We start from the raw sequence: 25968 nt of genomic DNA, 5'->3' as shown, positions 1-25968 counted from the left end.
GGTCACTCGATCAGGTCGAGCTGCCGGGCGATGGTCTCGATCGGGGCATAGTCGGCGTTCGCGGCGGGGATGAAGCCCTCGCGCGGGAAGCTGGCCAGCAGATCGGGATCGGTCATGCCCACCAGCGCGGCCTGGACCTTGTCGGCGAAGCCCGCGCCCCAGCGCGCATCCACGTCGCCGCGGATGGTCCAGTTGTAGTCGGGATAGGAGGGCGTGCGCCAGATGATCCGGGTGGTGGCGATCTCGGGGGCGTTCTCGGCCACGGCCTTGTCATAGACGGCGAAGTTCAGCGCCCCCACCTGCCACGCGCCCGAGGCGACCTGCCGCAGCGTCTGGCTGTGGTCGCCCGAAAAGCCCACGCGGCTGAAGAAGGCCTCGGGGGCGTCGCCCGTCGCCTCGCGGATGTGATACTCGGGCATGAGCCGGCCCGAGGTCGAGGTCTTGGCGCCGAAGGTGAAGCTCATCCCCCGCGCGGCCTGCGGGAAGGCGTCGCTTTCGGTCAGGCCGGTCGATTCGTGGGCGATGAAATAGGTGACGAAGGCGCGGTCCTCGGTGCCCTGCGCGATGGCGCGGGCGCCCGGCACGGCGAGGCGCGCCTGCACGCCGGACAGCCCGCCGAACCACGCCAGCTGCACCTGATCGTTGCGGAAGGCGGTGACGGCGGCGGGGTAGGATTTCACCGGGACGAAGCGGACCGGCACCCCGAGCTGGGCCTCGAGATATTCCGCGACCTTGGTGAAGCGGGTAACGAGCGCAGTCTCGTCCTCGTCGGGGATGGCCGAGAAATACAGCGTGTCGGTGGCGGCGGCGGGCAGCAGCCCGGCCAGCAGGACGAAGACGGCGGCCGTGAGGCGGCGCATGAGGTTCATGGACATGACCCTTGGCGTGAGGATGGACCGAAGATGCAGGGCCGACGACAGGTCCGGGACGCCGTGGCGTCCCCCCGCGTGCCGATGGCACACGAGTGCCCCGAAGGGCCATCTGAGGGAGCGCGCACGGCGCATCGGCTCGTCAGCCCGTCCGGTTTAGCATCCGCGCCGGGGAACGCAATCGGCGACGCGGGGGCATGGGGTGGGCGCGCGGGTGTCTGCGAGGGTCAGGGGCTTACGTGTTCAGGATCAACTTGCCTGACGTGCGCGCGGCATCTTGGGCCACGGCGGTTCAGAAGCTGGGATTCGAACGGCAGGATGAGTGCGCGAGACGTTATCCCTCGGCCCGAACAGCGATGATGGCACGGTGCAGAGGGCCGTGCCTGGGCCAATAAGATATGAAGAACGACGCGCGCCGCGCGGTCCGTCCGGCAATCGCTCAGGACGTGATGCAAGGATTGGTCGGTGCGTCAGGACTGCAGGGGCGCGGCGTGTGTGGCGCGGCACGCCGAACGGGACAAGTGCGCGAGCCGGACGAGACATTATGAGGCGCCGTCGTGGTTGCAGGGGCATCAGCGGAAATTGCTGATCAGCAGCTCGGCGCGCGACCCTGCCGGCTCCTTGCGGGCGCCGCCAATCGTATAGGTCGTACGGACCTCTTCGAGGGCAAAGGCCCCGAACAGCTCGCGGACCTCCGGCACGTCGTTGAGCGAGAGCAGAAACCGGCCACGGACCCCCGCGAGAACGGTGGCGAGCTGCTGGAAGTCATCGCGGCAGAACAGCTGACGCCCGTAATCCGCCTCGCAGCCCCAGTAGGGCGGGTCGAGGTAGAAAAGGGTGTCGGGGCTGTCGTAGCGTGGGATGAACGCTGACCAGTCGAGGCACTCGATCACCACGCCGGCCAGGCGGCTGTGCAGATCCTCGAGCATCGGCTCGAGGGTGGTCAGGTTGAAGCGGCCAGGCCTTTCGCGGGTCACCCCAAAATTCCGGCCGCTGACCCTTCCGCCGAAGGCGGTCCGCTGAAGGTACAGGAACCTCCCGGCCCGCTCGAGGTCGGTGAGGGTGTCGGGATCCACCGCCACCAGGCGCTCGAACTCGGCTCGGGTGGTCAGCTGGAAGCGCAGGGTTTCGAGAAACTGGGGGTAGTGGCGCTGGAGGATGCGGAACAGGTTGGCGATGTCGCGCGCGCGGTCGTTGATGACCTCGGCCCGCGGCCGGGCGGAGCGGCGCAGGAAGATGCCCCCCATGCCGACGAACGGCTCGGCGTAGGTGATGCAGGAGGAGGCGTCGAGGATCGCGCAGATTTGCCGCGCGAGGTTCCGCTTGCCACCAAGCCAAGGTGCCACGGGTCGGACGGGATCAACCGATCCGAGGTCTGCTTTCGCTGTCATGGTACGCTCCATTTCGTGAGAACATAACATGAACATACCCGGCTGCGAAGGCGGTAGATGTCGGCCAGTCCCCGGGGGCCTCACACCGGTATGAGCCCGCGGGCCCAGCTGAGGATGGCGGCGCGCTGCTCACCCGTGATCGGGCCCTGGACAACCGCAAGAGCTGCGACTTCGACACGCGGCAGCCCCTCATGTCCGATGCGCAGCACAGCCGGGGTGAACCCGGGGCCAGCGAAGGCGGCCGACGCCATCCTCGTCCCCACGTGGATCGAAGGCGAATGCGCCTCGAACCTGACCGAGGTGACCTCCCAGCTCGCGGTCGAGTTGGAGAGGTAGGCCTCTGCGACGACGCCTCCGCTGGACGTCCGGCACTGCCACCCATTGACCCAGCCGTTGTAGAGCAGCCCTTGATAAGCACCGTTCCACCACATGGCGCCCGCGGTTGCAGCGAGCGCGACGAACGGCTCGTTGGCGTTGGCACCGGCGGGGACGCGGATCGCTGCGAAGATTTCGCAATCAGCGAAGCTGCCGTCGACAGCGCCTTCCAGCGCGCTGGCCCCTGCAGCGAAGGCAAGCACCCCGCCTTCGACGGTCGGCATCGTGCCCGACATCGCCGGCCCGGCCTGCTCTGCGGCAGTCCAGCGCAGCAGAGCCGGGACACCCACCGGCCATGGGGCCGCACTGCCTCCCCCCGTGTGCGCAACACCGTCCTCGAACCGGGCAGCCTCAAGCTGCGCCGGCGTCGTCACACCCGGATACCAGTCGTGGCCGTCCCAGACCGCCGCTGATCCGGCCGCGCCGCCGAAGCCCGCCGGCTCATAATCCTGGAGGATCGCCCACGCGGCAGCGCGGAACCAGTCTTCCTGCTCGGCCGTCATCGCAGCGGGTCGATCGCTCGCGGGCCATCCGGCCGGCGCGGTGCGGTAGAGCATTGCCTCGACGAGGATGGACAGGCCGTGGTTCAGCGCCTCGCCGGGGTGGATGTCGTCCACGAAGAGGCTTTGGAAGGTCGGCACGCCGGGCGGCAGCTGGGTCGTCAGGTGCTCGATCAGCCGGTGTCCTGGCGCGATCCACACGCGCCCTGTCCAGCCCGGATAGAGCTGGCGGAGTTTCCAGGTGAGATAGTCGGCACGGACCCGGAACCGGTTGTGGTAATCTGCGAGAATGCCCTGCCAGTCGCTCCACTGGTGAGACGGCCAGATCGACCAGAGGATGACCTCTGCCCCAGCGGAAACGGCGCGGTCGGCGAAGCGGAGCTCGTAGAAGATGTCTTCAAGGAACGTCGGGTGGTCGATCGGAGCCACGCCGACCACGTCGAGCCCTCGCTCGGTGATGACGAGGCTGTCGAAATCGGCCATGTCGTCTCGGGGGTTCGGGAATGCGGGATCATAGTTGTCCCACCGCCACCGCGTCGCCGAGCCCGGGATGGTGGCAAACGTCTGGTCCTCCCACGGGCGCGCGAATACCGCAGCATGAACGCGCCGCAGCCGGTTATAGGCGTCCGTCAGACTGTGTCCGCTGTGGATGACTTGTGCCGAGGGAGACAGGGCCGACCGCAGCGCAGTAGGCGCCCCGACAACATCGCTGCTGCCACCAGGCGCAGCACCCAGCACAACCATGACCGTGGCCAGGTCCGCGGCCGCATGCAGCGCCCGCCCGATCGGGTTGGCAGCGCCTGACGGCGCCTCTGCCACGCTGCCACCCGTGGCAGACACCACCCACTGGCCAGCCCGGATCGAGCCCCTCGCGCGACACCTGATCGCCCCGATGACGACGACAGAAACAGGATCGCCGGCGTCGGCCGGGTGCAATGCCATGCCCTTCACTGGGTGATCCGGGGCCAGGGTCCGTTGGTCGTCAAATCCGACGAGATCTCCAGCTTCCAGAGGGCTGCGCGCGATGATCGTCAGGGTAAGCGTCGGAATGCTGGTCAAGGTGCACCTCAAAAGTCGATCGGCGAGAGCCCGAACAGCGCGTCGAGCGTGCTCTCACTGATGCCAGCGCCGGCGGCGACCATCAGGATCAGCGGGTGGGTGCGATCAATCTGGCGGGCGGCGGCCCAGTAGACGGAGGCGTAATCGCGCTCCATCGGCGACAGCGCGGCCACGACCCCGGCGAAGCTCTCGGGGATCTCGCCGCGAGCGGCCGCGATCACCTCGGGTGGGGACAGAAGGCCATACTCCATGCACCCCATCAGGAAGGCGAGCTTCGAGAGGCTCGCGCTGCCCCGGGCGGCCGCAAGCTCCGCGGCATGGGCGGCAGGGGTGCGGGGATCGATCCAGGCCTGTCCATTCCATTCGGCCCAAGGACCCGGCCGAGGCTGCGGGAACGGCTCGAACGCGCTTCCGTTCCAGTAGTGGCTGTCCTCGGCCACGTCGTCGTCGACTGGAACCGCGGTCAGCCCGGTGACCTCGGCCTGGAGGGCGAGGCACTCCTGGTCAGGCACGGCGCCGATCTGGATGATGAGCCCCTGGGCGTTGACGAGAGCGTATCGGATCATCGGCCTGCCTCACTCGCTGTCGATGCGTGAAAGCGCGTGAAGCAGTGCGCCCTTAAGCATCAGCCGGGAAGAGAAGGTGGTCGCCGTCCTGATGTCGCCGTCTTCGCCGACCATGACGACCGCGACAGCTGTCTGAGAATGCGCCCGCGCCTCGCCGAGGCACTGCTCCAAGGCCTCGACCACGTCGATGCGGGCCGAGGTGAGGGCGGTGCGCAGGAGGACAGTTTCAGCCATGTGGCCCTACCTCTTGACGTGAGTGGCGACCATCGTCCGGCGGACGATGCGGGGGGTGCCGGTATAGGCGCCGCTCGACAACAGCTGTCCCTGCAGCTTGTAGGTCGTGGGGCCGCTCCCGAGATCGTTGTCAAGGATCGACAGCCCGCCGCTGGTCTGGGTTCCCGATGCCCCTGTCACGGTCGGATAAGGGCCCGAGATGTCCACGCCATCGCGGGTGACCCTCAGGTTCGCAAGGCCGGCGGTACCTGTCGCATCCACCTGGAACGTGGCCATCAGCAGCGTCGGCGCGCCCTGCCGCGGCATTCCGATCGTCGCGAGGTCCGTCCAGCTGGTGGTCAGAACGGTGATGGCGGCCGAGCTGGCGACGAGAGGCACGGTCACCGCATTGCCGGCGATCTGCAGCGTGTCCACGACGGCAGTGCCCATCTGCGCCTTGCCGGTGACCAGAAGCGCGTCGGTCTTGACCCCGTTGCCGTCGATGAGGGTCCGCCCGTAGTTGGCGTTCAGGCGGTGCGCGCCCTGGTAAGTCGCAAGGATCAGCACCATGGGCTGGAACGCGATCGCGGCCGACGTCGTCGCCCAAAGCTGCGATCCATCCTTGGTGAACACGATGTAGAGGATGCCGCTCGTCCAGGTCGCGCTCCCGGCCGGGACGGCGAAGCCAGCCTGCTGCCCGTTGTCGGTCGGGTAGCGGATGACGCCGGCGGTCCACGACACCTGGTTGGGGCCCGGGGAGTTGTACTCGAACGTTATGTTCTCGATGGCGACGTTGCGGCTGCCGATCTCCATGGCGTTTGCGCGCACGGTATTGGCGGCGATGTTCCCGCCATCGATCTGCGTCAGGTCTCCGCCGAACCGCCAGTCAGCGAGGGTCCGGCTTCCCGAGATGGTGATCTTGCCCGGGTCGATGAGGGTGGTGTGGGCGTTCACCCGCGCCGCGGGGTCGGCAGCGCGGGCGGTGGTGGTCCCCAGGGCGTTGCCGTTGACTGTGACCGTCGCCAGAAGCGCCGTGCCGCCCCGGATCTTCTCGGCGACGAGGTCGACGACATGGCCGCTCTCGATCGTCGCTTGAGCGATCTGCGCGGGACCGGTGATCACCGCCTCGTTGGCCGTGATGTGGTTGGCCTTTACCGAGCCATCGACGATCAGCTTGCCGGTGTTCTTGCGGCGGACGGCCGGCGCGTAGGCCAAGCCCGAGACCGTGTTCTCCTTGGCGTACCAGAACACCCACCGCGCGGTGAACGCCCCGGAGGGAACGATAATGGGGGCGCTGTTCTCATAGATCTGGGTGCTGCGCGTCGTGGCGCTGGCCACGTAGACCCCACCGTTCGGGTCGGCGAGCTGTGCACCCAGCCGGTTGTAGAAGTACAGATAGGCCCGCAGATCCATGACCGAAGCCGCGGCCCCGAACGTTGCCTGGAACGTCGTCCAGAACTCATCCCCGACGGTCACGGCGAAGGGCTTGGAGACCATCGTCTGGTTGGCGGTGGCGTCCGGGTTGAAGAGTATCCGGCCGAGGCTGTTGGACCAGGACACGCCGCTGGACGGCTGCACCGCGCCCGAGCCCGACCACGCTGCCGGGTCCTGCAGCTGATCGTCCGGCACCAGGTTCGTGAAGTCACCGACCCCGATGATCGATGCGGTGACCGCGCCGGCAGCCAGCTCCCGCGTGTTGATGGCGCCCGCGGCGACGGTCCCCGCCGTGACCGCATCCTGCCCGAGCACGTCCGCCGCATAGGCGCTGCCGTTCCAGCGATAGAGCTTCCCGGCCATCATCACGACCGTGGTCAGCTTGCTGGTCGGCAGGCTGGCCACGATCGACACGGGCTCGATGCCCGAGGCAAAGGTGGTGGCGTCGATCACCCCCTGAAGGTCAGTGGCCGTGATCGCGTCCTTCGGCCCGGTCGTCGCGTTGGCGACCGCAGACCATGCCCCCTTGTTCCCCGACGTATCGACCGCACGCACCGCGTACCAGCGCCGCGCGTCATAGCCGAGGTCCGGCACCAGATAGTTGTTGGCCTGCGTCGTATAGGTGGGCACGGTCGAGGCGCCGGGCGTCTGGGCGCTGGTGTATTCGCGGATCTCGTAATGCGAGAGGTCCTGCTCGCCACTGGGGTTCCAGCGCAGCCAGATCGACCGCAGCCCGGGGGTCAGGACCAGGCCCGTCACGGCGGCCGGCGGCACGGTGTCGCTGGCGACGGTGTGGCTCGCGCTCGGTCCCCAGGTGCTCTTGTTGCCGACCCCGTCGACGGCGCGGCGGCGGACCGAATAGCTGACCCCCGAGAGGACCGGCGCCCACCGATACCGCGTGCCCGAGGTCTGGAAGAGCACTGGATTGGCACCGGCCTCGGTGACCTCCAACTCGGAATAGGCCACGCCGGCGGCGTCGGCCGTCCAGGTTGCCACCAGCTCGCCGGGCGTCGAGGTCAGGCTCACGGCCGCGGGCCTTCCCGGCGCAGTCGTGTCGAGGTCGCCCGGTGTCACCCGGACGTCCGGCGTGGTGAAGGCGGTCCAGAGCGTCCACTCGACGGCCCGATCGCCCTCCGCGAGAAAGCTGATGCGTGCCTCATAGGCGGTGGCTGGCAGCAAGCTCGCCGTGACCACTGTCTCGCCAGCCTCGGGGTCTGCCATCAGACCGCGGGCGGTATCGGTCTGGCCGGTGCGCCGCAGCTCCCAGCGCACCCCGGTGATCCCGTCGAGTGCCCACCCGCCCCAGCGCAACCGGGCAGCCGGCCGCCCGGCGCGGCCGTTCGCGCCCGGCAGCGTGATGCCTTCGGCGGTGAAATACTGTGGCACCACCGGCGCCGGGTCCGGCCGTGCAATCGGCGCCAGGGGCGACGGGATGACAAACCCGGGCTGCCAGTCGTAGTCGGCGGGGTCGACCTCGATCACCGAGGCGGTCACGCGGAGGGTCTGGGTGTCCTCCCCGATCTCATCGATCTCGAAGAGCTTGGCCTCATACCCCATTTCCGGCCAGGTGACCGCGATCGTGTCCAGCGGTTCGAGTGCCTCGGCCTCGGGCGGCAGCGTGAAGCTGTGGCGCCGGAACCGGCGCTCTTCTTCGATGTAGGCGCGCATCACGCGCTGAACCTGGAGACCCCACGGGCAGGCCGGCATCTGCAGTTCGGCGACCAGTCGACGCCCTTGGTCGCTGGCCTCCCACGCGGCGTTGTAGCGGGGCGGGGCATCCTTCGGGCGCCAGAGCTGAGCCGGTTCAGGATAAGACGCGTGGATGCCGTTGTAGGTCGCCTCGAGCCCGGGGAACGGCGTGCTGGCGATGTCCTCGTCGATGATGATGTCGTCGCTCGACACCACCATCACCGGGGCCGCCGGCGGCCCCACCCGGACGCGCCACGCCCCGCCGCTCTCGGCGACCTTGGCGCAGCACACCTTCAGCACCTCGTCGAGGACGGACGCCGGCTCGTCAGCCGTCGCCACCTCCCACGCCGCCTGCCAGCGCGGCGCGCCGTCGACCACCTGGTCCGCCGCCGTCATCGCTGCAACCCATTCGGCCCGCGGGAGAGCGTCGGCCGAGACGCCATAGCCCCACATCGGACCGCCCTGGATCGGGATGCCCCGCAGGATGTTGTAGGCGATCACGATGCCGTTCGTCGTCGTCGCCCAGGTCGCCGGCTGGTCCCATCGCTGGGCCCCGCTTCCACCCGTCGAACTGTCCCGGCGCGGATCATAGAGGGGTGTCCCCCTCATCACGAACCGGCAGCGGGGCAGGCCGTTGAAGCTCTTGGTGCTGTAGCGGAAGGTCAGGACGGCATAGCAGGTCCCGATCCCGACCATGTCAGCTGTCCAGGGCCGGCCCGATTTCTCCGCCCATTTCGTGCCGGGACCGTAGACCTGCACCAGATAGGGGTCCGGCGTGGTCTCGGTGCCGTCGTGATAGCGCAGCCAGATCTTGTCCTTGTACTTGTCGCCCAGCACGGGCCGGCCCGGGGTGATGACGGGTCGGGTCGGCGTCGCAGCATTGGGGTTGGCGGGATCGATCCCCTGCTGCTCGTACCACCACGCCGGCTTCGCCGCAGGCACCGGCCCGCCCTGCACCATCGACTGCTCGGCGTCGGCGAACGCCACCTCAGTGTCGTCGATGATGACCTTGTCGAGCTGTGCACCCGGCACGTTGCCGAGGTCGATCACGTAGGTCAGATAGGCGTTCGACCAGTCGTCGAACTTGCCATGCGACATCGGCGGGCAGACCATGTGCCCGTCGGTCGCGTACCAGCCGAGCACGAAGCGCATCGGCTTGTCGCCGCCGTCGGTCGTGATCTCGGTCCTGATGCCCCGCTGCTGCGGCTTGGTCAGCTGCTTCTGGATCGCCGAGGAGATGGCGCTGACGGCCGTGGAGAGCAGCAGCCTGCCGACCAGCGCCCCGACCCCGGGGGAGAGCAGCCAGCTCGCGGCAGCACCAATCGCCAGACCGACCTGCGGCATCAGCGGACCCCCAGGATGCGGTCGGCCCGGCCGATCGGGACGAGGCCAAGTCCGGGCCCTTCCGCGCGCAGGACATACACCAGCGCGCCCTGGACGATCCCGAGCGCCGGCTGGCCATCGACCCCGGGCAGGACGGCAAGGTCGCCGGGGAGGACCATCGCGGCGGGCACCTCGGGTAGCAGCGCTGCGGCCGCCGCGACGTGGTCAGCATGTCCGGCGGCCCGGATCAGCCGCATGCCCTCACGGCGGGTGGCATAACGGCCCCGCCACGGCGCGGCCGGATCGCGGCCGGTGACGGCCTCCACCCCGCCAGCGGCGAAGAGCGCACAGTCGTGCCGACCCCAGCCGAAGCCTTCGCGGGCGACCCGGACGAGGTAGGAGCTGAGCCGCGCTTCCCAGTTGTAGAGCCTCATTTCTGGCCCCACTTCACCGGCACGGCGCCGGACACGTCGCTGTACTGAAAGAACCGATCCGGGCCCCCTCCGGGCAGGGTGCGAAGCTGCCCGGTGGCGTCGGACTTCTTCAGCGCGAGCGTCTTGGTCCCCGCGCGTGCCGATGAGACGACCGTCACGTCCAGCCGCCCCTCGCCTCCCTCGCCCGCGGTGATGTCGTTGAGCTTGTTGATCCAGCCGCGCAGGCGCAGGACCGGCCCGCCCACGCCCCGCATGGTGGTCGGGTCGATGACCAGGCGATGCACCTCGATCGGCGCCTGCCGGACCTCATAGCCCTTCACCTCCTGCTCGACTTCGGGAGCCATGGGGGCGAGCCGCAGCCGGGTTTCCCGGATGTCGGTCCCGACACCGGCCCGGATCGGGTCGAGGCTGACCAGCCCGCCGGCGCCGTAGTACGTCCGCAGCTGACCGCCGACGGCGATCTCCTGATGGTCATCCCCGGTCCAGAGGCCCAGGCTCTCCACCGCCCCGGTGCCGCGGTTGCGGCCAGTGATCCACACGAGCCAGGCGACGAGGATCGGCTTGCGGGCGATCAGGTGCTGGGAGAGGACGGTCGGGCGTGACTGCATCGGCCTACCTCAGCGTCTGCTGCACGCGAAAGCTGACGCCTTCCGTGATCGTGCCGCTGCGCATCGACCCGGACTGGAACGAGCGCGGGACGATGATCGCCTTGCAGGCGGGCCGCTTGAGCGTGACCGGTGCATCAACCGCCGCCCCTTCGCGCACGGGGGGAACCACCTCGATCGCGGGCGTCGTCCCGTCCGGGTTGGCAGTCACCTGGGCGTTGACGATCTCATGCAGCGCGTAGCGGGTCGGCGTAGCGCCATAAGGGAATGCCAGCAGATCGCGGCGCGACAGGATGTAGCCGGCGGGCAAGCCCTTGAGCGTGATGTCGCGCCGGTTCGCGCCGATCGAGTTGAGGGCCGGGGCCGCCGACCCGAGCAGCCCCCCGGTCGGATCGCGGCGCGGGAAGAGGCGCGTCGCGTCGGCCAGCATGAAGCTGGCGCCCGCGCCGCCGAGCAAGTGAACCAGAGGCAGCACGGCCGCGGCCTCGTCCGCAGTCATCGGCCCGAGCCGCAGCTCTGCCTCCCAGAGGCGCGCGGCGTATTCCGCCCGCAGGATTTCGCCGCCCTGGGTCCGCGACGTGCGGGTCGTGTCCGGCAGCACGAGGTGGCCGCTCGACAGCGGCAGCAGGTCGAAGAACTGGGCGCGGCTGAGCGGAAAGGTGAGCGCCATCAGCGCACCCTCCGATCGGCCAGGAGTTCCGTGACGCGGCCCGGCATTCGGAACCGGTCATAGTCCTCGAGCGCCGCCGCCATGCCGCGGCGCGCCGCGCGCTCCACCTCGGCGGGATCGTTGGCGCCGCGCAGATCGAAGCTGGGCGCGAAGGTGACGTTGCCGCCAGCGGCCGGCCCGCCCGCCGCGGAGCCGGTCATCGGCCCGGGGCCGACAAAGCCGCCCGACGCGAAGCCGCGCAAGCTGCCCCGGTGCAGGGCGTCGAGGTTCCGCGCGCCGATGCGGCGGACCGATGCAGCGGAGAAGACGTACTCCTGCTCGTGCACGACGCCGGCGACGCGCGACGGGTCGGTGCCGCCCGTGGGGCCGCCCCGGGCGAAGCCGGGCGCGGCCGCGTTCATGCCCTGCGTCAGCAGCCCCAGTCCGAGATTGACCAGGCCTCCCAACGCGCCGCCCTTGTTGCCCGAGAGGGCCGCGCCGAGGATCTGCTGAAGGGCGCCGCCGAACTGGCCCATGCCCGAGGCGAGATCGCCCATCTGGCCAGTGGCGTTCTGCGCGGACTGTCCCATCTGGCCCACCGGCGTGGCCGCCGCCTGGGCCGCGCTGCCAAAGGTCGCCAGCGCCTGCTCGGCCCCAGCGAGGCGCTTCTCCCAGTGCATCCCCGAGCCCATGACGTTCTGGTTGTAGCCCGAGGGGCGCTCGAACCCCTGCATCGCCCAGGTGGCGGCCCGCAGGTCGGGCGCAGCCATCAGCCGACGATATGCCCCATTCTCTGCGCCCATGAATTCGCGCCACACGTACTCTGCCTGAGCCGTGACGTTCCCGAGGTTTCCGCGGCCGCCAATCGCATCGAGCAGACCTCGCATCCGCGGGCCATTGTGCTGCCACAGACCGATCGCGTTGCCGTTGTCTCCAGCGATTGCGGGATTGAAACCGCTTTCGGCTCCGGCATGGCCGACGATGGCGGCGATCTGGTGCGGGGCCAGACCCTTCGCCGCGAAGAAGTTCCAGATTTCGCCGGCGACGCCGCGCCCCGTTGTCAGCGGCGCCGCGTTCACGTTGGCCACGCCGGGCAGACCGGTCGCGCCCGGCAACCCGGCGAGCAGCCCCGCGGCGCCGTCCCCGAGCCCCAGCGACGCGGCGTTGATGGTCACCTGCGCGGCTGCAATCTGCATCGCCTGCACCGGCTGCGTCGCCGCACCGATCACCGCGTCCTGGTCGAGCGGCGTCCGCCCCGTCAGCCGTCCCCAGATCCCGGCCAGGCCGCCGACGTCGTCGAGGGTGCCGAGGTTGGTCCCGAGCAGCATGTTCTTAAGCGGGTTGCGCACGGCGAGGTCGAAGAAGCCCTTGTTCAGCTCATCCAGCAGGCCCGCGACCGCGCCCTTCACGTCGCCGCCCTTGAGCTTGTCGAGCACCGCGTCGATCGCCGCCTCGCCGGCGCCCTGCACACGCTCCCAGGCATCGGCCTGCGCATCGATCTGGCGGTTCAGGTCGACGAGCTCGAGGGCGCTCGTCCGCACCTCTTCCGCCGCCGCGCCGGTGAGCCCTTGCGCCCGGATGTCCCGCTCGGCCTGCACGAGCGCCAGGACGCGGGCCCGGACGGCGGCGGTCTGGCCGACCAGGGCCAGTTCCAGGCGGGCCTGCTGCACGCGCTCGGCTGCGCCGCGCAGATAGTCGTTCTGGGCCTGCCGCCGCTCCTCGGCCGCCTGAAGCTGGTGGGCGACGCGAAGGCCGGTCACGATCTCGGTCAAGCGGCGCTTCTCGTCGCCCTCGGCGCGGGCCGCGGCAGCGATCAGAGGCCGCAGCTGCAGCTCGCGCTGGATGGCCGCGTTTGCCTCGCCCGCGGCAAGGGTGCCGGCGGCGACCTGAGCCGCGACCTGCTGGCGGACGGCAACCTCGTCCGAGATGGTGGCGATCTGGCCGCGCGCGGCGCTGATCGCCTCGGTCAGGCTGCGCGCGCGTGCGGCGTTGGCGGTGGCGTCGGCAAGCGTGGCATCCTTGGTTTCACGCATCACGCGCACGCGTTCGCGTTCACCCTCCAGGTCAGCTTTCGTCAGCGGATCGCGCGCCATGCCGATCTGGGCGTCCAGCGCGTCGGTCAGGATCGTGGTCTGCAGATCGTGGATGGCCTTGGCGCGCTCGTTCGCCGCCTCGGCCGTGGCGCGGGTGATGGCGCGCCAGACCTCCAGCGCGCGCTCGAGCGGCGACAGGGACTTTTCGTCGGCGTCACGTTGCGCCTCGGCCACAGCTTTGGCTTGCAGCCGCTCAGCCGTGGTCGCGCCGATCAGCCGGGCCTCCAGCGCCAGTGCCGCCATCTGGTTGTCATAGGCGCGGGCGCGATCGTCCACGATACTGCGCTCGCGCGCCGCAGCGTCGTCTCGCATCCCGGCCATGATCTTCTGCCAGGTGGCGCTGTTCTGGTCGATCCCCCAGCCACGCAGCTTCTCGGCCGTCAGCTCCTGCTGCTGATGCAGTTCCTCGGCCCGGACCTGGGCGCTGTCCTGGCCGTACTGCAGGATGGTGAGCTGCAAAACAGACTGTCGCTCGAGGTCGCGCGCCATCGCGGCGGCAGCGACCTTGCCCGCCGCGTTTTCCTGCAGGCCCTTAAGCCTCGCCAGCTCCTGTCCAGCAGCGACGATCTTCGCAAGGAACTCGTCCTCTTCCTTGCTGCTCCCGCCTCGCGCTTCAGCAGCCGCCTCCCACGCTGCCTTGAGCCGCTCGACGGCTGCAACCTGCGCCTCGATCGTCTTGGCCCGGTCGAGACCGGTCATCGCGTCCAGGACGGGGTCGATCAGCGCGGTCGACCCCGAAGACCCATCGAGCCCGAACACCCCCCGCAGCTTCTTGCGGTCGCGCGCGCGGCGCGCGTCGTACAGCTGTGCGTTCGTGCTCGCGTTGGGGTCGTCGTTCCGCCACGTCGGATCGACTAACCAGAGGCCCTGTTCCTTCTGCAGAGCGTTGACCGCATCACCCGCCCCCCGCATTGCGCGGCGGCGGTCGATATCAGCCATCGCGCGCGCAAGACCTTGGGCTGCACCTGCCGCACTCCCGAATTCCGCCGCGAGTTCTTCAGTGGAGGCTCGAGCGATCTTGCTCTGCTTGCCATAGTCGCTGACGGCGCCGGACAGGTCGCCCATCGCATCGTCGAACGACTTCGACTTGGGGATCAGCGCTGCCAGCGCCTGCACCCCGACCGCCCCCAGTGCAATCAGGCCCATGGTCACCAGCGAGACCGGGTTGATCATCGACATGAACCCGGCGGCGAGCGTGCGGGTGATGCTGGTGCCCTTCTCGAGCCCGTTCAGCACCTGGCTGACCTGCGTCCCCTGCTGCAGCGCCAGCATCAGCGGGCTCTGGCCGGCCATCGCCATCATCATGATGTCGTTGCCCTGAGCGGCGAGGTTGCCGGTGACCCACGCACCGGTGCCACGCTGCATCTGTCCAGCGGCCGCGCTGCCGAGAGGCGCGGCGGGAGCCAGCTGGGCCGCGGCGTGCTGCCTCGCCGCGGCAGCCTCGCGGGCGCTGATCGCACCCATCCGCTCGGCATCCGCGATGCGCTCGAGCTGCTGCTCGTACTGGCGCGACACCCCGAACAGCGGGTTGAAGCTGGCCCGGATGTCGTCCATCGCCGCGCGCCAGGCGACCGACGCCTGCGCGGTCTGGGCGATCGCGGCGCCCGCGCCCGCGAAGGACTTGGCGTAGCCGTCGAGCGAGGCCCGGGCCGCCTGCACGGCCGTGGCCGTTTCGCCGATCGAGATCCGCGCCGTGCTGGCGGTTTGCTGGAAAGCCCGCGTCAGGGCAGCGCTCGCTGCGCCGCTGTCGACGACGGCGAGCCCCTTCTTGGCCGCCGTGGCCCGCAGCGCGCCGTCGATCACCTTCTGCATCGCCGCGGCCTCGGCATCGAGCGCCGACCGGACTTTCGCAGCCTCGGCCGTCGTCTTCTGCAGCGACGTCTGGAAGTCCTGCAGCGTGCCCTTGGCCTGGCCGGCGTCGGCCCGCAGCACCATCGCGATGTTGAGCGACTGCGTCATGCCCGGCCCTCCGCGAACGTGGCCAGTGCCTCATCCTCCATGAGCTGAAGGTCGGCGAAGACGGCATCGGGTTCGGCGACCCTCCCGCGGGCGAGAACGACGTTCACCCCCGCGTAGTCGAGCCCCAGCCATACCAGCCCGGCCATGCCGGCCGCGCACCGCCACTGGGTGGCGCAGGCGAGCCAGGCCCGCATGGTGTCCGCATTGGCCTGCATGATCTCGAACGCCTCGTCTTCCCGCGGCGCCTCGGCCGCCACCGTCACCCCGAGGGCCGCGAACTGGGCGGCCACGTCGTCATCGACCGTTGCTGGCCGCGCCCGGTCGGTCTGGCCGAGCCGCGCGAGCGCCCAGGCCCGCGCGGCGGCTCTCAGTTTCCCAAGCGCGCCGCCTCGCCGTTGAGGCTGTCGGCGATGGCCCGGGCGACGGCGTTGCGGAACCAGCTGTGCTGCAGCGCCTGCCGCATGGCGTCTTCGGAGAAGGGCACCGTGCCCTGCTCGTCGACCACCCCGTCCCAGTTCCGCACCACCCGGAGGGTCTGGTCGATCTCGTGATCGATGACCTCCCGGTCGGTCCGAAGCCTGACCAGAGCCTCCTGGGACGCGAGGGCCTCGTCGCGCGACAAGGGTTCCAGCTCCAGCTTGAACTCCTGCTCGACGAACTGACCCGGGTTCTCGGGGTCGGGGAGGCGGACGATGACCGGCCACCAGTAGCGGTACGACGCGGCGAGCTTGAAACGCATGGCCGTCCCCCTCACCGCACCACGATCGACAGCTCGTCGCGGCCCGTGACCGGGACGAAGCTGAGCGGCAGCGAATAGTTGGCGATCCCGTCCGTATCCCCCTGGGTCGGCCGCCCGATCTCGACGGCGGGGGCGTTGAACGCCACGATGTTCCCCGCGGCCCCGCCGTGGATCAGCGCCATCGCACCGCGCTCGCGGCTCACGGCCTTGCCGATCCAGTTGGCCTCGGCGATCAGCCGCGCCTCGAGCACGGCCTGGCCGACGGTCTTGCGATCGCTGATCAGAACGCTCTCGGAGCCGATCAGGAAGCGGGGCACCACGGTGTTGCCGAGGTCGATCGAGAGGCTTTCGGCCACGCCGGGGATGCCGTGGAGCGTGAAGGTCGTGTTGGCCGACGATGCCTCGAGCGGCGCCGTCCAGCCCGCCTGCGACACGGTCGGCATGGCAGCATCGGTGACGGTCCCGAAGAGGCCGGTCAGCTTGAAGCGGAACCGCGGCAGAGCCTTGGGTGCGAAGTTCACCGTGAAGGTGCCCCGGCAGCCGAGCATCACATGCTGGACGCCGTCGTTGTTGAAGTGGAGCGTCGCGCTTTCGACCCCGGTCTCGACGATCGTGTAGGACACGCTCACGCCGGCCGACACGGTCTCGGCCATCCCGCAGACGCGCAGCAGCGTGCCGTACTTCGGGACGGTGCCGGCGGCGCCCGCCCCGGCCACCTCCACCTCGAACTCGATGGTGGCATGCTTCCCGGTGAGGACGACGCCCTGGTTGCCGAGGTAGGGCAGGATCAGGTCGCGGCTGACCTCCTCGGCTTCGAGGATGTTCAGCTGGGGGTTCGTGACCAGCACCGCGTCAGCGGCCGCCGGCGCCGCGCTGGTGCCATAGGTGGTCTCGCGCTTGACGAGGATCGCCAGCTTGTTCTTCAGACGGATGCCCATCAGGGTTTCCCTTTGCTCTTCGCGGGGACATCAGCCCCAGCGGGGGTTTCCGGTGCCGGCGCCTCGGGCGCGGTCTCGTCATCGGCCGGCGGCTCGCTTTCGCCGGCATCGTCACTGTCGGTGTCGGGATAGCGCCGCAGCTGTCCCGACTTGGTCATCAGCCAGCGGCCGCCGGTGGTGGGGAGGTCGTTCATCGCTGCACTCCTTGCAGATAGCGGGTCGTTTCCCAGGTCTGGACGTAGACGCTGACGCCGTTGCCCAGCGGCGAGCCCTCGCCCCCGACGAGCTCGCAGGGGCCGAAGCCGGGGGCAGGCTCCCAGCCGGCCAGCGCGGCTTCGATCTCGGCCTTGATGCCGTCGAACTCGGCGGCGCGCTGCGCGCCCAGAGCGTCGCCGTGGCGGCGGACGATGAACGCGGTCAGGAACTGCACCACCACCAGCTGGCGATGCATGCCCGTGATCAGCTGCGCCTCGGCCGCACGCTCGCGGTAGGGGATGACGAAGACGGTGCCATGCAAGGCGGCAGTCGCCTTTTCCAGCAGATCGAGGTCCTCGGCCGTCTTCACGTCGGTGACGGACGGGCAGACCTCGGCCAGCCAGGCACCGATCACCCCGATCATCGCCAGCCCCGCAGGAAATCGTCGGTGAACACCTGTCGGGGCGAGGCCGAGAGATGATCCCCGGCCGAGGTGGCGGCTGGTTCGCCACCCGAGGGCAGCGGAAGGCTGATCGCGCCGCGCTGGACGTCCCGCAGCCCGGCGAGAGCGTCCTTGTAGTCTGCGGTGACGTACTCGGGGGGACCGTCGCGGTGGAGGTGATAGCGCGCGATCGCCGTGGCCCAGGTGCGCAGCAGGTCCGGCACCGTCGAGAAGGGCAGCGTGTACCGGCCGGCCAGATAGCCGTTCGCGAGGTTGTCGGCGTGCGTCAGCGCCGCCCCGATGACCTCGGGGTCGGGGATCAGGTCGCCATCACGGTCGGCGACCTGGACGATCTCGTCCATGCCGGCGCGTTCGATCAGATCCTCGAGGGTGGCGTAAGGCACGGATCAGCCGCCCAGCTCGGCGTCGCTCAAGCGCTGAGGGCGCGCGACGGCGCGGTTCACCGCCATGAAGCCCTGCTCGATCTGCGTGCGGCCGATCGCGAGCCAGCGCTGATCGACGACGCCGCTTTGGGCAAGCAGGTCCAGCTGGCGCAGGACGTCTTCCTCCATCCGCTTGTTTGCAGCCATGCGCTCCTGCGCATCTTCGCTGAGGGGGCGATATCCAGGGATCGGTGCCATGATGCGCTCCATTCTGTGGCAGTTGGGAGGGATTGGCCGGGCGGGTGCCACCGCCCGGCCGGGTCGGTCACTTGCCACGCTTCTTCGGCGCGGTGTCGCTGACCTCACCGCCAGCGTGCTCGGCGGTGTCCTTGTCGGCCTTCGGAGCGGTCGCGACGGCCAGTTGCGCGCGCAGGCTGTCCCGTTCGGCCTGCGCTTCAGCCAGCTTGAGCCCGAGATCGTCAGCGCGGCGCCGTTCGTTAGCCAGCTCGGCGGCGGTCTCGGCGAGCGCTTCGGCGACCTTCTGCCCGACCATCGTCTCGGCCATCGCCAGCGCCTTCTCATGAAGCGCCTGGTCCTCGTCCGAGGCGGGGCCGGGCAGCTCCACCTCGGGGAGGGCGGCGAGCGCGCCCAGCTCGACGAGCTGGAGCGCCACGCCGATCGTGACCTCGACCTGGTCGCCCTTCTTCATGTCCTGGCCGTCGATCCGGGCCGGCCCGGTCAGCGTCACGGTGGTCTTGCGGTGCGGCATCATCGTCCCTCCGATCAAGCCGCCGGGCCGCCGGCGGCCTGGAACAGGAACCCGGCATCGGCGCCGACGACGTAGGGACGGCGCTCGACCGTGGTCGGGTAGATCCACGACTTGGTGGGGCGGTCGTAGTAGGGCTGCTCGACCTGCGGGTAGCCCTCGAGCTCGTAGGTGTAGCCGAACGAGGGCGCGCCATACGCCTGGCCCTGCTGGGGGACATAGGCGAGGATCGCGTCGTCGCCCCAGATGTCGGTCGCGGCGTCGGTGTCCGCGGCGGTCTCGGGCAGGTAGACGCCCTTGCCCACCACGACCTTTTCCACGTCGAAGTAGGCGGCGAGCATGTCGACGGTGATGCTCTCCTTCGTCGTGTACTTGAACTGCTCGCGCACGGACGGATGATCCGTCAGCGCGTTCGCCGCACTCGGGCCGAGCTGCAGCACGTTGGGGTACCGGCCGATGCTGCGGCGGATCACCTCGCGGGCGCCGCGGATGTCCGACAGCGGCTTCGACGTCGGCGACGTCCAGCGCGAGCCGCCGGCGAGCGCCACGCGGTTGTTGACGCCATAGGTCGCGGTGTCCCGGGCGAGGCGCGCGGCCTCATACTCGAGACCGAGGTCGACCATCCCCATCACCATGTCGATGGCACCGGCCCCGAGGTCGACGCCGGGCGCACCCTCCGCTTCCTGCTGGTGTTCGACCGGCACCACGCCCTCCAGGGCGTCCTGGACCAGGCTGATCGGGTCCGAGGCGTAGCCGTACTGGACACGCTTCACGTTCGAGCCCGGCGCGCGCCGGGTCGAGATCATGCGGAACCCTTCCTTGCCGAAACGGATCACCCGCATGTTGCGGCTCGGAACGGGCACCCGCGGGAACAGGGCGGGCGAGACGAACTCGAGGTTGCGGTAGCCACGGGCGTGGGTGGACAGGACGGCGTCGACGACGCCAGCGGTGCGGTTGTTCAGAGACATCTGCCGGGTTCCTTCAGCGGACGAGGACGAGGACGAAGGCGCCGGCAGCGGCCGTGTTCAGGGCGCGGCCGAGCGGGTTGGCGGGCGTCGCGCCGGCCGCCTGCACGGTGCCGGCGGCGGCGCCCGAGACGACGACCTGGCCGGCGGTGATCGCAGCCGCGGCCCTGCAGCGGAAAGCGCCGATCGCGATGACCGAGGTCGCTTCGCCGATCGCGGCGGGGTTGCGGGCCCAGCCCTTCACAGCGGCATCGACCGCGGTCACGGGGGCGTCGTTGAACCCGACGAGGTCGCCCTCGGCGATCGGGGCGGTCGCCACGGCCGTGAGCGACAGCGTGTCGTGGAAATGGTTCATGGATGGCTCCTCAAGCCTGGACCGCTTTCACGGCGTCGAGATACGGGGTGTCGGGGTGCTTGGCCTGCCAGGCCAGGGCGCGGGCGTGGAGGTCGGCGTTCGCCACCTCGCGCCCGTCGGCCGAGAAGGCCGCGGCGGGCGTGGCGTCGTCCTCGATCTCGGCCGCGCCGAAATGCACCACCTTGGGCTGCGCCGCGAGAATGTCGCGCAGCCGCTGGGCGGGATTGGCGTCGTCGGCCGAGAAGGAGGCCGCATCCACGGCTGCCAGATCGTCAAGCAGCTGCACCACCTGGTCGCGGCTGGCGGGCAAGAGACGGCCGCCGTCCACCAGGCCGTCGGCGAAGGAGACGTGGTCGGCGTGGCGAACCGCCTGCTCACGCTCGGCCATCGCGGCTTCGCGCGCGGCGATGGCCGCCTCGCGGTCGGCGAAGGCGGGGGTGTCGGAGGCCGGAGGCGTCACCGGCGCAGCGGTCGGGGTGTCGTTCGGGGGCGTCATGTCGTCTTCCTCGACAGGTTGTGTGGGGACGTTGGGGGGCGCGGCGAATGCCGGGCCGCGGCGGGGCTCGTCCTCGTCGGCCAGCCACTCGATGCTCATGGCCGGCAGGGCGCGGTCGGCGTCCGCGAGGCCGAACTTCTCGATCAGGAACTCGCGCAGCCCGCGCAGAAGGCGCGAGGTGCTCTCGCCGACGCCGAACTCGGCGGTGAAGGTCACCGCGGCGTCCTCGTCGTCGGCGAAGTGCACATTGCGCAGCCCCGACACCGCCGGGGCCGCGGCGCCCAGGAACCCGACGTGCTTGGGGTACCAGGTGCCGGGGATCGGGTTGGCGCTGTGCTCGGGGCGGAAGAAGCTGAGGCTCACCTTCTTGTAGCGTCCCGCCTTCACGGCCTCGGAGAAGGCGGGCTCCATCTCGGCCACGTCGGCGTAGAGCCGGTCGGCCGTGGCGTCGAACTCGAACGCCCGCACCCAGCCGAATGCCGGAGCATCGGTGGCGGGGTGGCCGACGACGATCGGCGCGGGCGCCGTCTCGGGGTCGTAGCTGTCGGCGATGGCGCGGAGGTCGGCCGCGGTGAACGACAGCGGCGCGCCCTGCATGGGCGTGAAGCGGCCGGTGCGGAAAACCTCGATACGGGCGGTGGTCATGCGATGGTCCAGTGCAAGAACTGTCCATCACGCTGTACGGGACCCGGAGCGGCCATGACGCCGGACATCAGGTCCGCGCTGGGGCGCCCCCTCGGCCCCAGATGAGCACATGCTGCCCGCTGCCGCTCGTCGGATCAAGCCCGGATCGCGCGCCTACTCCTCGACCCTGCCGGCAGAAGCGCCGCAGCGCGGATTTAACGGCCTATTAACGGGGGGTGTCGGGTTTTCTGGTCCGGTGGCACCATCCAGACGCACCCGAGGCCTCCTGCGCGATTTTCGCCGACACTAGTCATCCTCATCAAGGTCGATCACCTCATGGACGGCAAGTATCCTGTAAGCGCGGGGCTTGCCGCCGACCGTCTCCACATCGAGATCGACCACGAAGCCCTTCTGAAACGGATTGCCGTCGTCTTTGAGTATCTCGTCCTTGATCCGCTGTCCGGCCAAGTCGGAGGCATAAATCAAAGCCCTGGGCTTCAGATCGACCCGCTCCACAATCCCCTTCTCGGACGTCTTTCTGCCCACCTTCAGGTCGTCGACGCTCGATTGGTGAAGACGCATGAGGACACGGCTCAGCTTGGCGCTTCCCGTGGCCTCGATCTCTTTGCGCTGCGATGTCGCGTTCTCACTGATGATTGCCGCTTCGTTCTTGTTAATGACGAGCTCCTGGATGACCTCGCCGTTCTGATATCGTGCGGCAATGAACAGCTCTCCGTTACTGTCGTTCGCCACCGTCTGGACAGTATCGTTGAGGTTTTTCAGTTGAGCGGTGGTCGCGCCTTCAGCTCGGCCGCCAGGTTGCCTCAGCTGTCCAAAGACCCTCTTCATATGGCTCACGAAGTCGACGGCGGTGTTGGTCATTTCAGCCGTCGAGATGATCGGCGCCAAGATGGGCAGAAGCTCGAGGACAATCGAGCCCTTTCGGATATCGACGATCAGCAGCCGTGTCTGGTCGACTTCGATCCGGGGGGACCTTTCCTTGAGCCGCAGTTCGTGCTCACGGGCAATGCCAGTGAGAGAGGCCGTGAAGTCGAGGAGTTCGATCGGCTCGGAGTTTCGGATGATGACCTCAATATGAGCCACGTCATCGCGCATCTTGTGGGCCTGCGGTAGTACGGCACCCGCCATTTTCTGTACCATCCTCGCGACTGCTGCTGGGATTGGCATATCGATTTCCCCATGTGGCGCAAGGATTTCGAGGTCTTGCTGACGTCAAGCCCGGCGATCTGGTTTCGTTCACACCCCCAGCCAGTCCGAGGCAATGTTGATGATGGCGGCCTGGTCGGCCTTGGACAGCCCGAGAAAAGGACGCGCCGGCATCGAAATCTCGTAGGCCTTCCGCTCGACCTTCTGCACGAAGTTGGCCTTCGGCTGGCCCTTGCCGCCCTTCTTCGGCGCGAAGCGGTTGTCCATCTTCTGGGATTTCCAGCTGACGTGCCGATAGACGACGCCCTCGCGAGCCGGGCGGCTGATCGTGCCGCCCAGCTGGTGGATCGCACCGTAGGGAACGGGCGTCCCGATCGACAGTGTATCGCCGTCCACCCGCTTGTTGAGCGAGCTCCGCATATAAGAGTTCCGCGTCAGGATCTGGATCGGCGTCTTCCCTGCGCGCTCCCGCTCCCGGATCGTCGCTCTCGAGAGCGGCTTCCACGGCTTACCGTCGGGGTCCTGCTGGCTGACGAAGCGGTCGCGGGTCGAGTGCAGCAGCTCGTCGCCCACGTCATTCAAGAACCCTGTCTTGTCCTCGAGGCGCTCGATCAGGTCCGCCAGGCGCTGCCGCGCGGCGGCGTCATCCAGCCTGGCATCGAAGACAACGCGTGCACCTGACATCTTGAAATCTCCTGCAGGATCGTCCAGCTTTCAAGGAAAGCCGAGGTCTGAGCGGGGTGCCTCCAGCCGGACAGGACCTGGCACGATGGTCAGAGCACCCTGACCATCATTTTCTTTTCCACAGCAGCCTGCCGTAGCGCTTCGTCTTGATGCCCCTCGGTGAGGGTACCTTGTTCCGGTCGGGAACGAAGGCGGTGGCCGCTTCCCAAGTCCGGTTTCCCATCTGGAAGATCGCCGTCTGCGCGATCTGGGTCACATCTCCGGTCAGGTCCGTGACCCGCCCCACCCGGATATATCGCAGGTCGAGAAACCATTCGCCGTGCTTGTTCTTCCTCGACACGTCCCGGGCGTCGCTGGGCGAAGCCTTGTAGGACACGCCGAGCCAGATCTCATCCGGCTCCCTGATCGTTTCCGCGACCATCTCGGTGAACGGTCCCCGGGCGCGCTTGGCCTCCTTCCCCGTCCCGTCGCGCTGGCGAAAGAGGTCTTCGGAGATCGGGATGACGTTGCCGGCCTGGTCCTGATGCCAGGCGACACCGCCCGGACCGATGCCGAACCGCTTGAGGAAGGCCGCGATCGCCTCTTCCTCTGCACCAGGGGCAGCGGGCTTCCCCTTGAAGTCACGTCCGGCGGCCAGCAGATCGTCCAGCGGCAGCGGCGGACCGGTGTCTTCGTCATACGCGATCACCCCCGGCGGCGGCGCGGCCGAGGGAACCAGTCCTCGTTGCCAGAGCTCGCCAGGCATGTAGTCCCAGCCGAAACCGATCCCTTCGGGCACTGCGGCAAACCCGCCTCGCGGGTCAGGCTTGAGGACCGTCCGGGACGGCGGGGCGGCGTCGGGCCCGGATTTGCCCAGAGCCTCGAGGTTGCGCTGGGACAGGTTTCGGACCCCGCAGCTGCACAGCCAGTCGTTGGGCGGGTAATGGGCGGTCCACCACGGATCGTCGTGCATCAGCACCAGCCCATCCCACTGGACGTGCTGCTCGCGCGGGCGCTTCGGCAGGCGGTTTTCAGCGTGGCGATACTGCCAGTAGGGCCGCATCTTCAGCACCGCCGGGTCGCGCATCTGCTTCAGCCGGCCGGCCGCATAGGAGGTCCGCAGGTTCGTCTCGAAGATGGTGCGCATCCGCCACGCGCCCCACTTTTGAGGCTCGCGGTCGGAAAGCCCGTATTTTCTGATGATCTCGGCCATCTCGAGGTTGAAGGTCCGGCGGTCCCACGTCTCGGCCGCGCTCTTGACCGCGCTGTACACCTCCTCGAGCGGGGCAAGCTCGGCTATCCCGGCAACGACGAAGTCACGGTCATGGCGCCCATACAGAGCGTCCGTCCAGGCCTTGGTGAGCGCAGGGCGCTTCTGACGGATGAACTCCGCCTGCTCGCGGAAGGTCTGACCTGTGGCCTCGACCCCGAAGCGAGCGGCGGGCTCGTCGTCGCTCACGCTGTCAGCGCCCAGGAGAGCCGCCAGCTCCATCGCATCGCCCAGCAGATGGGCAGATGCTTTCGGCGACCAGCTGGCGGCCAGATCCAGAAGACGATCCCCCGCCCCGCTCGCGGTGTCCTGGTCCACCGCGGCCGCCAGCTGGTCGAACCGTCTGCGAAAGATCGGGTGAAGCCTGGCCATCAGCTGGTCGGTCAACCGGCTGATCGGGTCGTCCGGCTCCGCAAAGCAGACGTGCTTCATGGCTGCCCCTCGCCGGGGGGCGAGTCCGGCTCGGTCCGCGGCCCGGGTTCAGGCATCGGCGCCGCCACCGGCACGCTCTTGAACGCTGCGCGCCCCTCGACCAGCTTGCGCAGCGCCGCCTCGGACATCCCCTCGACGGGTGCGAGGTGCGGCAGCAGCTCCAGCGCGATCGTGTCGTCTGCGACGTTGACCAGGAAGGACAGCGCGTCGCGCATCGCGGCGGCGCGTGCCTTGGCGGTGTCAGCCTTCGCCTGGCCGACCTTGGCGGTCTCGAGCTCGTTCTCGGGGCGGGCGCGCCAGACATGGGGCACCCGTGCGCCGGGCAGATTGTAGTCGACGATCCATGCGACCAGCGACTGGCGCAGGGTGGAAGACAGAAGGTCGGCATCGCTGTCCACCAGCAGCTCGAGGATTTCCGCATGGGTCTCGGACGCTGCGCGCGATCCGTTCGAGCCGATGTCCGTGGTCAGCGTCTCGCCAGTGACGCAGATCGCGATCTCCTTGTCCCAGTAGGCCAGGAAATCGGCGTAGGTCACGGCGCCCGACCGTGCCGCCTCGAGGAACTTCACGTCCGTCCCGACCGGCACCACCACCGCCGACGAGCCGCGGATGTCGAGCAGCGTGTTCAGCAGCCGGTTCTGCTCCTCGCTCAGCTGGCCGTAGGGCGACTGCGCGATGGCGGTCGGGGCTGCAAACTTCTCGAGGAAATGCAGCCAGAAGGTGATCCCCTCGCGCTTGAACAGCACCGGCCAGAACAGCCGCGATCCCAGCCCCAGGCCGAAGGGGTTGTTGCCCTTCACGCCGTGCCGGTGGACGATGAACTTGCGGTCGGGCAGGTCGATCCCGTCCAGCGGGGCAGCCATCGTCAGAAGACGCGGGCGCCAGTCCGTCCCGAAGGTGAAGCGCCGCGGATCGTGGCTCACCACGTCCACGGGGACGATCCTGCTGCCATCCCGCCCCCAGACGATCTCGGAGACGGCATAGCCCTTCAGCGTGGCGTCGAGGAGGTCCTCGCAGATCCTGTCGAAGGGTAGCTGACCCAGCAGGTCGGTCACCAGCTCGGCCGCTTCGATGTCGCGGGCGTCCTCGCCGGCGGGCTCGACGGCCCAGTCGCGCGCGATCAGGGTCTTCTTGCGCTTCTGCAGCGCGGCGAAGGCCCGCGGGTCGCGCTCGACGTCGTCGTAGATCTTGAGCCCACGGCTCCCGCCGCGCTGGATCAGCACCTCGTCCTGGGGCCGCATGCGGTTGGAGAACAGCGGGATCGTGATGTCGTTGTGGGCGCCTGCGATCAGCGCCCGCGCCTCGGCCGGCAGGTTCTGCCGCGAGGGGACAGGGGCGAGCGGCACGCCACGGCCTTTCGATCGACGGGATTTC

The 25968-nt window shown here is 69.0% G+C and carries 25 protein-coding genes; all 25 read right to left on the bottom strand.

Features of this window, described 5'->3' with window-relative positions; translation table 11 throughout:
- Nucleotides 1-2 precede the first annotated feature (2 nt).
- The 25 genes from BLW17_RS03575 to BLW17_RS03455 all read right to left on the bottom strand — a co-directional run bounded on the left by BLW17_RS03575 (nt 3) and on the right by BLW17_RS03455 (nt 25940).
- Entirely contained in the window at nt 3-875 is an 873-nt protein-coding gene (locus BLW17_RS03575) for a putative selenate ABC transporter substrate-binding protein (protein ID WP_036730564.1), read from the bottom strand.
- A gap of 566 nt (nt 876-1441) precedes the next feature.
- Entirely contained in the window at nt 1442-2260 is an 819-nt protein-coding gene (locus BLW17_RS03570; protein ID WP_036730566.1) for a DNA adenine methylase, read from the bottom strand.
- 80 nt (nt 2261-2340) lie between these two features.
- Complete coding sequence (locus BLW17_RS03565; RefSeq protein ID WP_170835575.1) at nt 2341-4194, bottom strand: DUF2190 family protein; 1854 nt, start codon at nt 4192-4194, stop codon at nt 2341-2343.
- Nucleotides 4195-4202: 8 nt separating this feature from the next.
- Nucleotides 4203-4760, bottom strand: a complete 558-nt coding sequence (locus tag BLW17_RS03560) for a hypothetical protein (protein WP_036730568.1) — start codon at nt 4758-4760, stop codon at nt 4203-4205.
- Nucleotides 4761-4769: 9 nt separating this feature from the next.
- Nucleotides 4770-4994: a hypothetical protein gene (locus BLW17_RS03555; RefSeq protein WP_036730570.1), complete on the bottom strand. Its 225-nt coding sequence runs from the start codon at nt 4992-4994 to the stop codon at nt 4770-4772.
- Nucleotides 4995-5000: 6 nt separating this feature from the next.
- Nucleotides 5001-9440: a phage tail protein gene (locus BLW17_RS03550; protein ID WP_036730574.1), complete on the bottom strand. Its 4440-nt coding sequence runs from the start codon at nt 9438-9440 to the stop codon at nt 5001-5003.
- Nucleotides 9440-9853, bottom strand: a complete 414-nt coding sequence (locus BLW17_RS03545; RefSeq protein ID WP_036730577.1) for a DUF6950 family protein — start codon at nt 9851-9853, stop codon at nt 9440-9442. The genes BLW17_RS03550 and BLW17_RS03545 overlap by 1 nt, the downstream gene beginning before the upstream one ends.
- Nucleotides 9850-10461 (bottom strand): hypothetical protein, encoded by a 612-nt coding sequence (locus BLW17_RS03540; RefSeq protein ID WP_036730580.1) that lies wholly within the window; start codon nt 10459-10461, stop codon nt 9850-9852. The genes BLW17_RS03545 and BLW17_RS03540 overlap by 4 nt, the downstream gene beginning before the upstream one ends.
- A gap of 4 nt (nt 10462-10465) precedes the next feature.
- Nucleotides 10466-11128, bottom strand: a complete 663-nt coding sequence (locus BLW17_RS03535; protein WP_052176082.1) for a hypothetical protein — start codon at nt 11126-11128, stop codon at nt 10466-10468.
- Nucleotides 11128-15159 (bottom strand): phage tail tip lysozyme, encoded by a 4032-nt coding sequence (locus BLW17_RS03530; protein WP_036730582.1) that lies wholly within the window; start codon nt 15157-15159, stop codon nt 11128-11130. The genes BLW17_RS03535 and BLW17_RS03530 overlap by 1 nt, the downstream gene beginning before the upstream one ends.
- Complete coding sequence (locus BLW17_RS03525) at nt 15156-15449, bottom strand: DUF1799 domain-containing protein (protein ID WP_036730584.1); 294 nt, start codon at nt 15447-15449, stop codon at nt 15156-15158. The genes BLW17_RS03530 and BLW17_RS03525 overlap by 4 nt, the downstream gene beginning before the upstream one ends.
- A 77-nt stretch (nt 15450-15526) precedes the next feature.
- Nucleotides 15527-15898: a hypothetical protein gene (locus tag BLW17_RS03520; protein ID WP_036730587.1), complete on the bottom strand. Its 372-nt coding sequence runs from the start codon at nt 15896-15898 to the stop codon at nt 15527-15529.
- A gap of 11 nt (nt 15899-15909) precedes the next feature.
- Entirely contained in the window at nt 15910-16836 is a 927-nt protein-coding gene (locus BLW17_RS03515) for a phage tail tube protein (protein WP_036730590.1), read from the bottom strand.
- Nucleotides 16836-17030 (bottom strand): hypothetical protein, encoded by a 195-nt coding sequence (locus BLW17_RS03510; RefSeq protein WP_036730592.1) that lies wholly within the window; start codon nt 17028-17030, stop codon nt 16836-16838. Before BLW17_RS03510 ends, BLW17_RS03515 begins: the two co-directional genes overlap by 1 nt.
- Nucleotides 17027-17455, bottom strand: a complete 429-nt coding sequence (locus BLW17_RS03505) for a phage tail terminator protein (RefSeq protein WP_036730594.1) — start codon at nt 17453-17455, stop codon at nt 17027-17029. Before BLW17_RS03505 ends, BLW17_RS03510 begins: the two co-directional genes overlap by 4 nt.
- Nucleotides 17452-17877, bottom strand: a complete 426-nt coding sequence (locus BLW17_RS03500) for a gp436 family protein (protein WP_036730596.1) — start codon at nt 17875-17877, stop codon at nt 17452-17454. Before BLW17_RS03500 ends, BLW17_RS03505 begins: the two co-directional genes overlap by 4 nt.
- 3 nt (nt 17878-17880) lie before the next feature.
- The gene (locus BLW17_RS03495; RefSeq protein WP_052176083.1) at nt 17881-18126 is read right to left on the bottom strand and encodes an Acb2/Tad1 domain-containing protein; all 246 of its coding nucleotides are present in this window, start codon (nt 18124-18126) and stop codon (nt 17881-17883) included.
- Nucleotides 18127-18181: 55 nt separating this feature from the next.
- Nucleotides 18182-18625 carry a DUF7210 family protein gene (locus tag BLW17_RS17620; protein WP_156116101.1) on the bottom strand — a complete coding sequence of 148 codons (444 nt, stop codon included), beginning with the start codon at nt 18623-18625 and terminating at the stop codon, nt 18182-18184.
- 14 nt (nt 18626-18639) lie between these two features.
- Complete coding sequence (locus BLW17_RS03485; protein ID WP_036730601.1) at nt 18640-19590, bottom strand: major capsid protein; 951 nt, start codon at nt 19588-19590, stop codon at nt 18640-18642.
- A 13-nt stretch (nt 19591-19603) separates the two neighbouring features.
- Nucleotides 19604-19942, bottom strand: a complete 339-nt coding sequence (locus BLW17_RS03480) for a capsid cement protein (protein WP_036730603.1) — start codon at nt 19940-19942, stop codon at nt 19604-19606.
- A 10-nt stretch (nt 19943-19952) separates the two neighbouring features.
- Nucleotides 19953-21083, bottom strand: coding sequence for a hypothetical protein (locus BLW17_RS03475; protein WP_036730605.1), 1131 nt, complete (start codon nt 21081-21083; stop codon nt 19953-19955).
- Nucleotides 21084-21368: 285 nt separating this feature from the next.
- Nucleotides 21369-22178, bottom strand: coding sequence for a hypothetical protein (locus BLW17_RS03470; RefSeq protein ID WP_139305895.1), 810 nt, complete (start codon nt 22176-22178; stop codon nt 21369-21371).
- A gap of 141 nt (nt 22179-22319) precedes the next feature.
- Nucleotides 22320-22913, bottom strand: coding sequence for a phage virion morphogenesis protein (locus BLW17_RS03465; protein ID WP_036730607.1), 594 nt, complete (start codon nt 22911-22913; stop codon nt 22320-22322).
- Nucleotides 22914-23019: 106 nt separating this feature from the next.
- Nucleotides 23020-24594 (bottom strand): PBECR2 nuclease fold domain-containing protein, encoded by a 1575-nt coding sequence (locus BLW17_RS03460; RefSeq protein WP_052176086.1) that lies wholly within the window; start codon nt 24592-24594, stop codon nt 23020-23022.
- Nucleotides 24591-25940 carry a DUF935 domain-containing protein gene (locus tag BLW17_RS03455; protein WP_170835574.1) on the bottom strand — a complete coding sequence of 450 codons (1350 nt, stop codon included), beginning with the start codon at nt 25938-25940 and terminating at the stop codon, nt 24591-24593. The genes BLW17_RS03460 and BLW17_RS03455 overlap by 4 nt, the downstream gene beginning before the upstream one ends.
- Nucleotides 25941-25968 lie beyond the last annotated feature (28 nt).

It is taken from the genome of Paracoccus sanguinis, from assembly GCF_900106665.1.
Taxonomy (GTDB): Bacteria; Pseudomonadota; Alphaproteobacteria; order Rhodobacterales; family Rhodobacteraceae; genus Paracoccus; species Paracoccus panacisoli.
Note: the sequence above shows the minus strand (reverse complement) of the source record. Positions and strands in the feature narration are given on the sequence as shown.

Excerpts from the sequence above, each read along its gene's own strand:
- BLW17_RS03575 (WP_036730564.1), bottom strand. The coding sequence starts at position 875 with ATGTCCATGAACCTCATGCGCCGCCTCACGGCCGCCGTCTTCGTCCTG.
- BLW17_RS03570 (WP_036730566.1), bottom strand. The coding sequence starts at position 2,260 with ATGACAGCGAAAGCAGACCTCGGATCGGTTGATCCCGTCCGACCCGTG.
- BLW17_RS03560 (WP_036730568.1), bottom strand. The coding sequence starts at position 4,760 with ATGATCCGATACGCTCTCGTCAACGCCCAGGGGCTCATCATCCAGATC.
- BLW17_RS03555 (WP_036730570.1), bottom strand. The coding sequence starts at position 4,994 with ATGGCTGAAACTGTCCTCCTGCGCACCGCCCTCACCTCGGCCCGCATC.
- BLW17_RS03550 (WP_036730574.1), bottom strand. The coding sequence starts at position 9,440 with ATGCCGCAGGTCGGTCTGGCGATTGGTGCTGCCGCGAGCTGGCTGCTC.
- BLW17_RS03545 (WP_036730577.1), bottom strand. The coding sequence starts at position 9,853 with ATGAGGCTCTACAACTGGGAAGCGCGGCTCAGCTCCTACCTCGTCCGG.
- BLW17_RS03540 (WP_036730580.1), bottom strand. The coding sequence starts at position 10,461 with ATGCAGTCACGCCCGACCGTCCTCTCCCAGCACCTGATCGCCCGCAAG.
- BLW17_RS03535 (WP_052176082.1), bottom strand. The coding sequence starts at position 11,128 with ATGGCGCTCACCTTTCCGCTCAGCCGCGCCCAGTTCTTCGACCTGCTG.
- BLW17_RS03530 (WP_036730582.1), bottom strand. The coding sequence starts at position 15,159 with ATGACGCAGTCGCTCAACATCGCGATGGTGCTGCGGGCCGACGCCGGC.
- BLW17_RS03520 (WP_036730587.1), bottom strand. The coding sequence starts at position 15,898 with ATGCGTTTCAAGCTCGCCGCGTCGTACCGCTACTGGTGGCCGGTCATC.
- BLW17_RS03515 (WP_036730590.1), bottom strand. The coding sequence starts at position 16,836 with ATGGGCATCCGTCTGAAGAACAAGCTGGCGATCCTCGTCAAGCGCGAG.
- BLW17_RS03510 (WP_036730592.1), bottom strand. The coding sequence starts at position 17,030 with ATGAACGACCTCCCCACCACCGGCGGCCGCTGGCTGATGACCAAGTCG.
- BLW17_RS03505 (WP_036730594.1), bottom strand. The coding sequence starts at position 17,455 with ATGATCGGGGTGATCGGTGCCTGGCTGGCCGAGGTCTGCCCGTCCGTC.
- BLW17_RS03495 (WP_052176083.1), bottom strand. The coding sequence starts at position 18,126 with ATGGAGCGCATCATGGCACCGATCCCTGGATATCGCCCCCTCAGCGAA.
- BLW17_RS17620 (WP_156116101.1), bottom strand. The coding sequence starts at position 18,625 with ATGCCGCACCGCAAGACCACCGTGACGCTGACCGGGCCGGCCCGGATC.
- BLW17_RS03485 (WP_036730601.1), bottom strand. The coding sequence starts at position 19,590 with ATGTCTCTGAACAACCGCACCGCTGGCGTCGTCGACGCCGTCCTGTCC.
- BLW17_RS03480 (WP_036730603.1), bottom strand. The coding sequence starts at position 19,942 with ATGAACCATTTCCACGACACGCTGTCGCTCACGGCCGTGGCGACCGCC.
- BLW17_RS03475 (WP_036730605.1), bottom strand. The coding sequence starts at position 21,083 with ATGACCACCGCCCGTATCGAGGTTTTCCGCACCGGCCGCTTCACGCCC.
- BLW17_RS03470 (WP_139305895.1), bottom strand. The coding sequence starts at position 22,178 with ATGCGCGATGACGTGGCTCATATTGAGGTCATCATCCGAAACTCCGAG.
- BLW17_RS03465 (WP_036730607.1), bottom strand. The coding sequence starts at position 22,913 with ATGTCAGGTGCACGCGTTGTCTTCGATGCCAGGCTGGATGACGCCGCC.
- BLW17_RS03460 (WP_052176086.1), bottom strand. The coding sequence starts at position 24,594 with ATGAAGCACGTCTGCTTTGCGGAGCCGGACGACCCGATCAGCCGGTTG.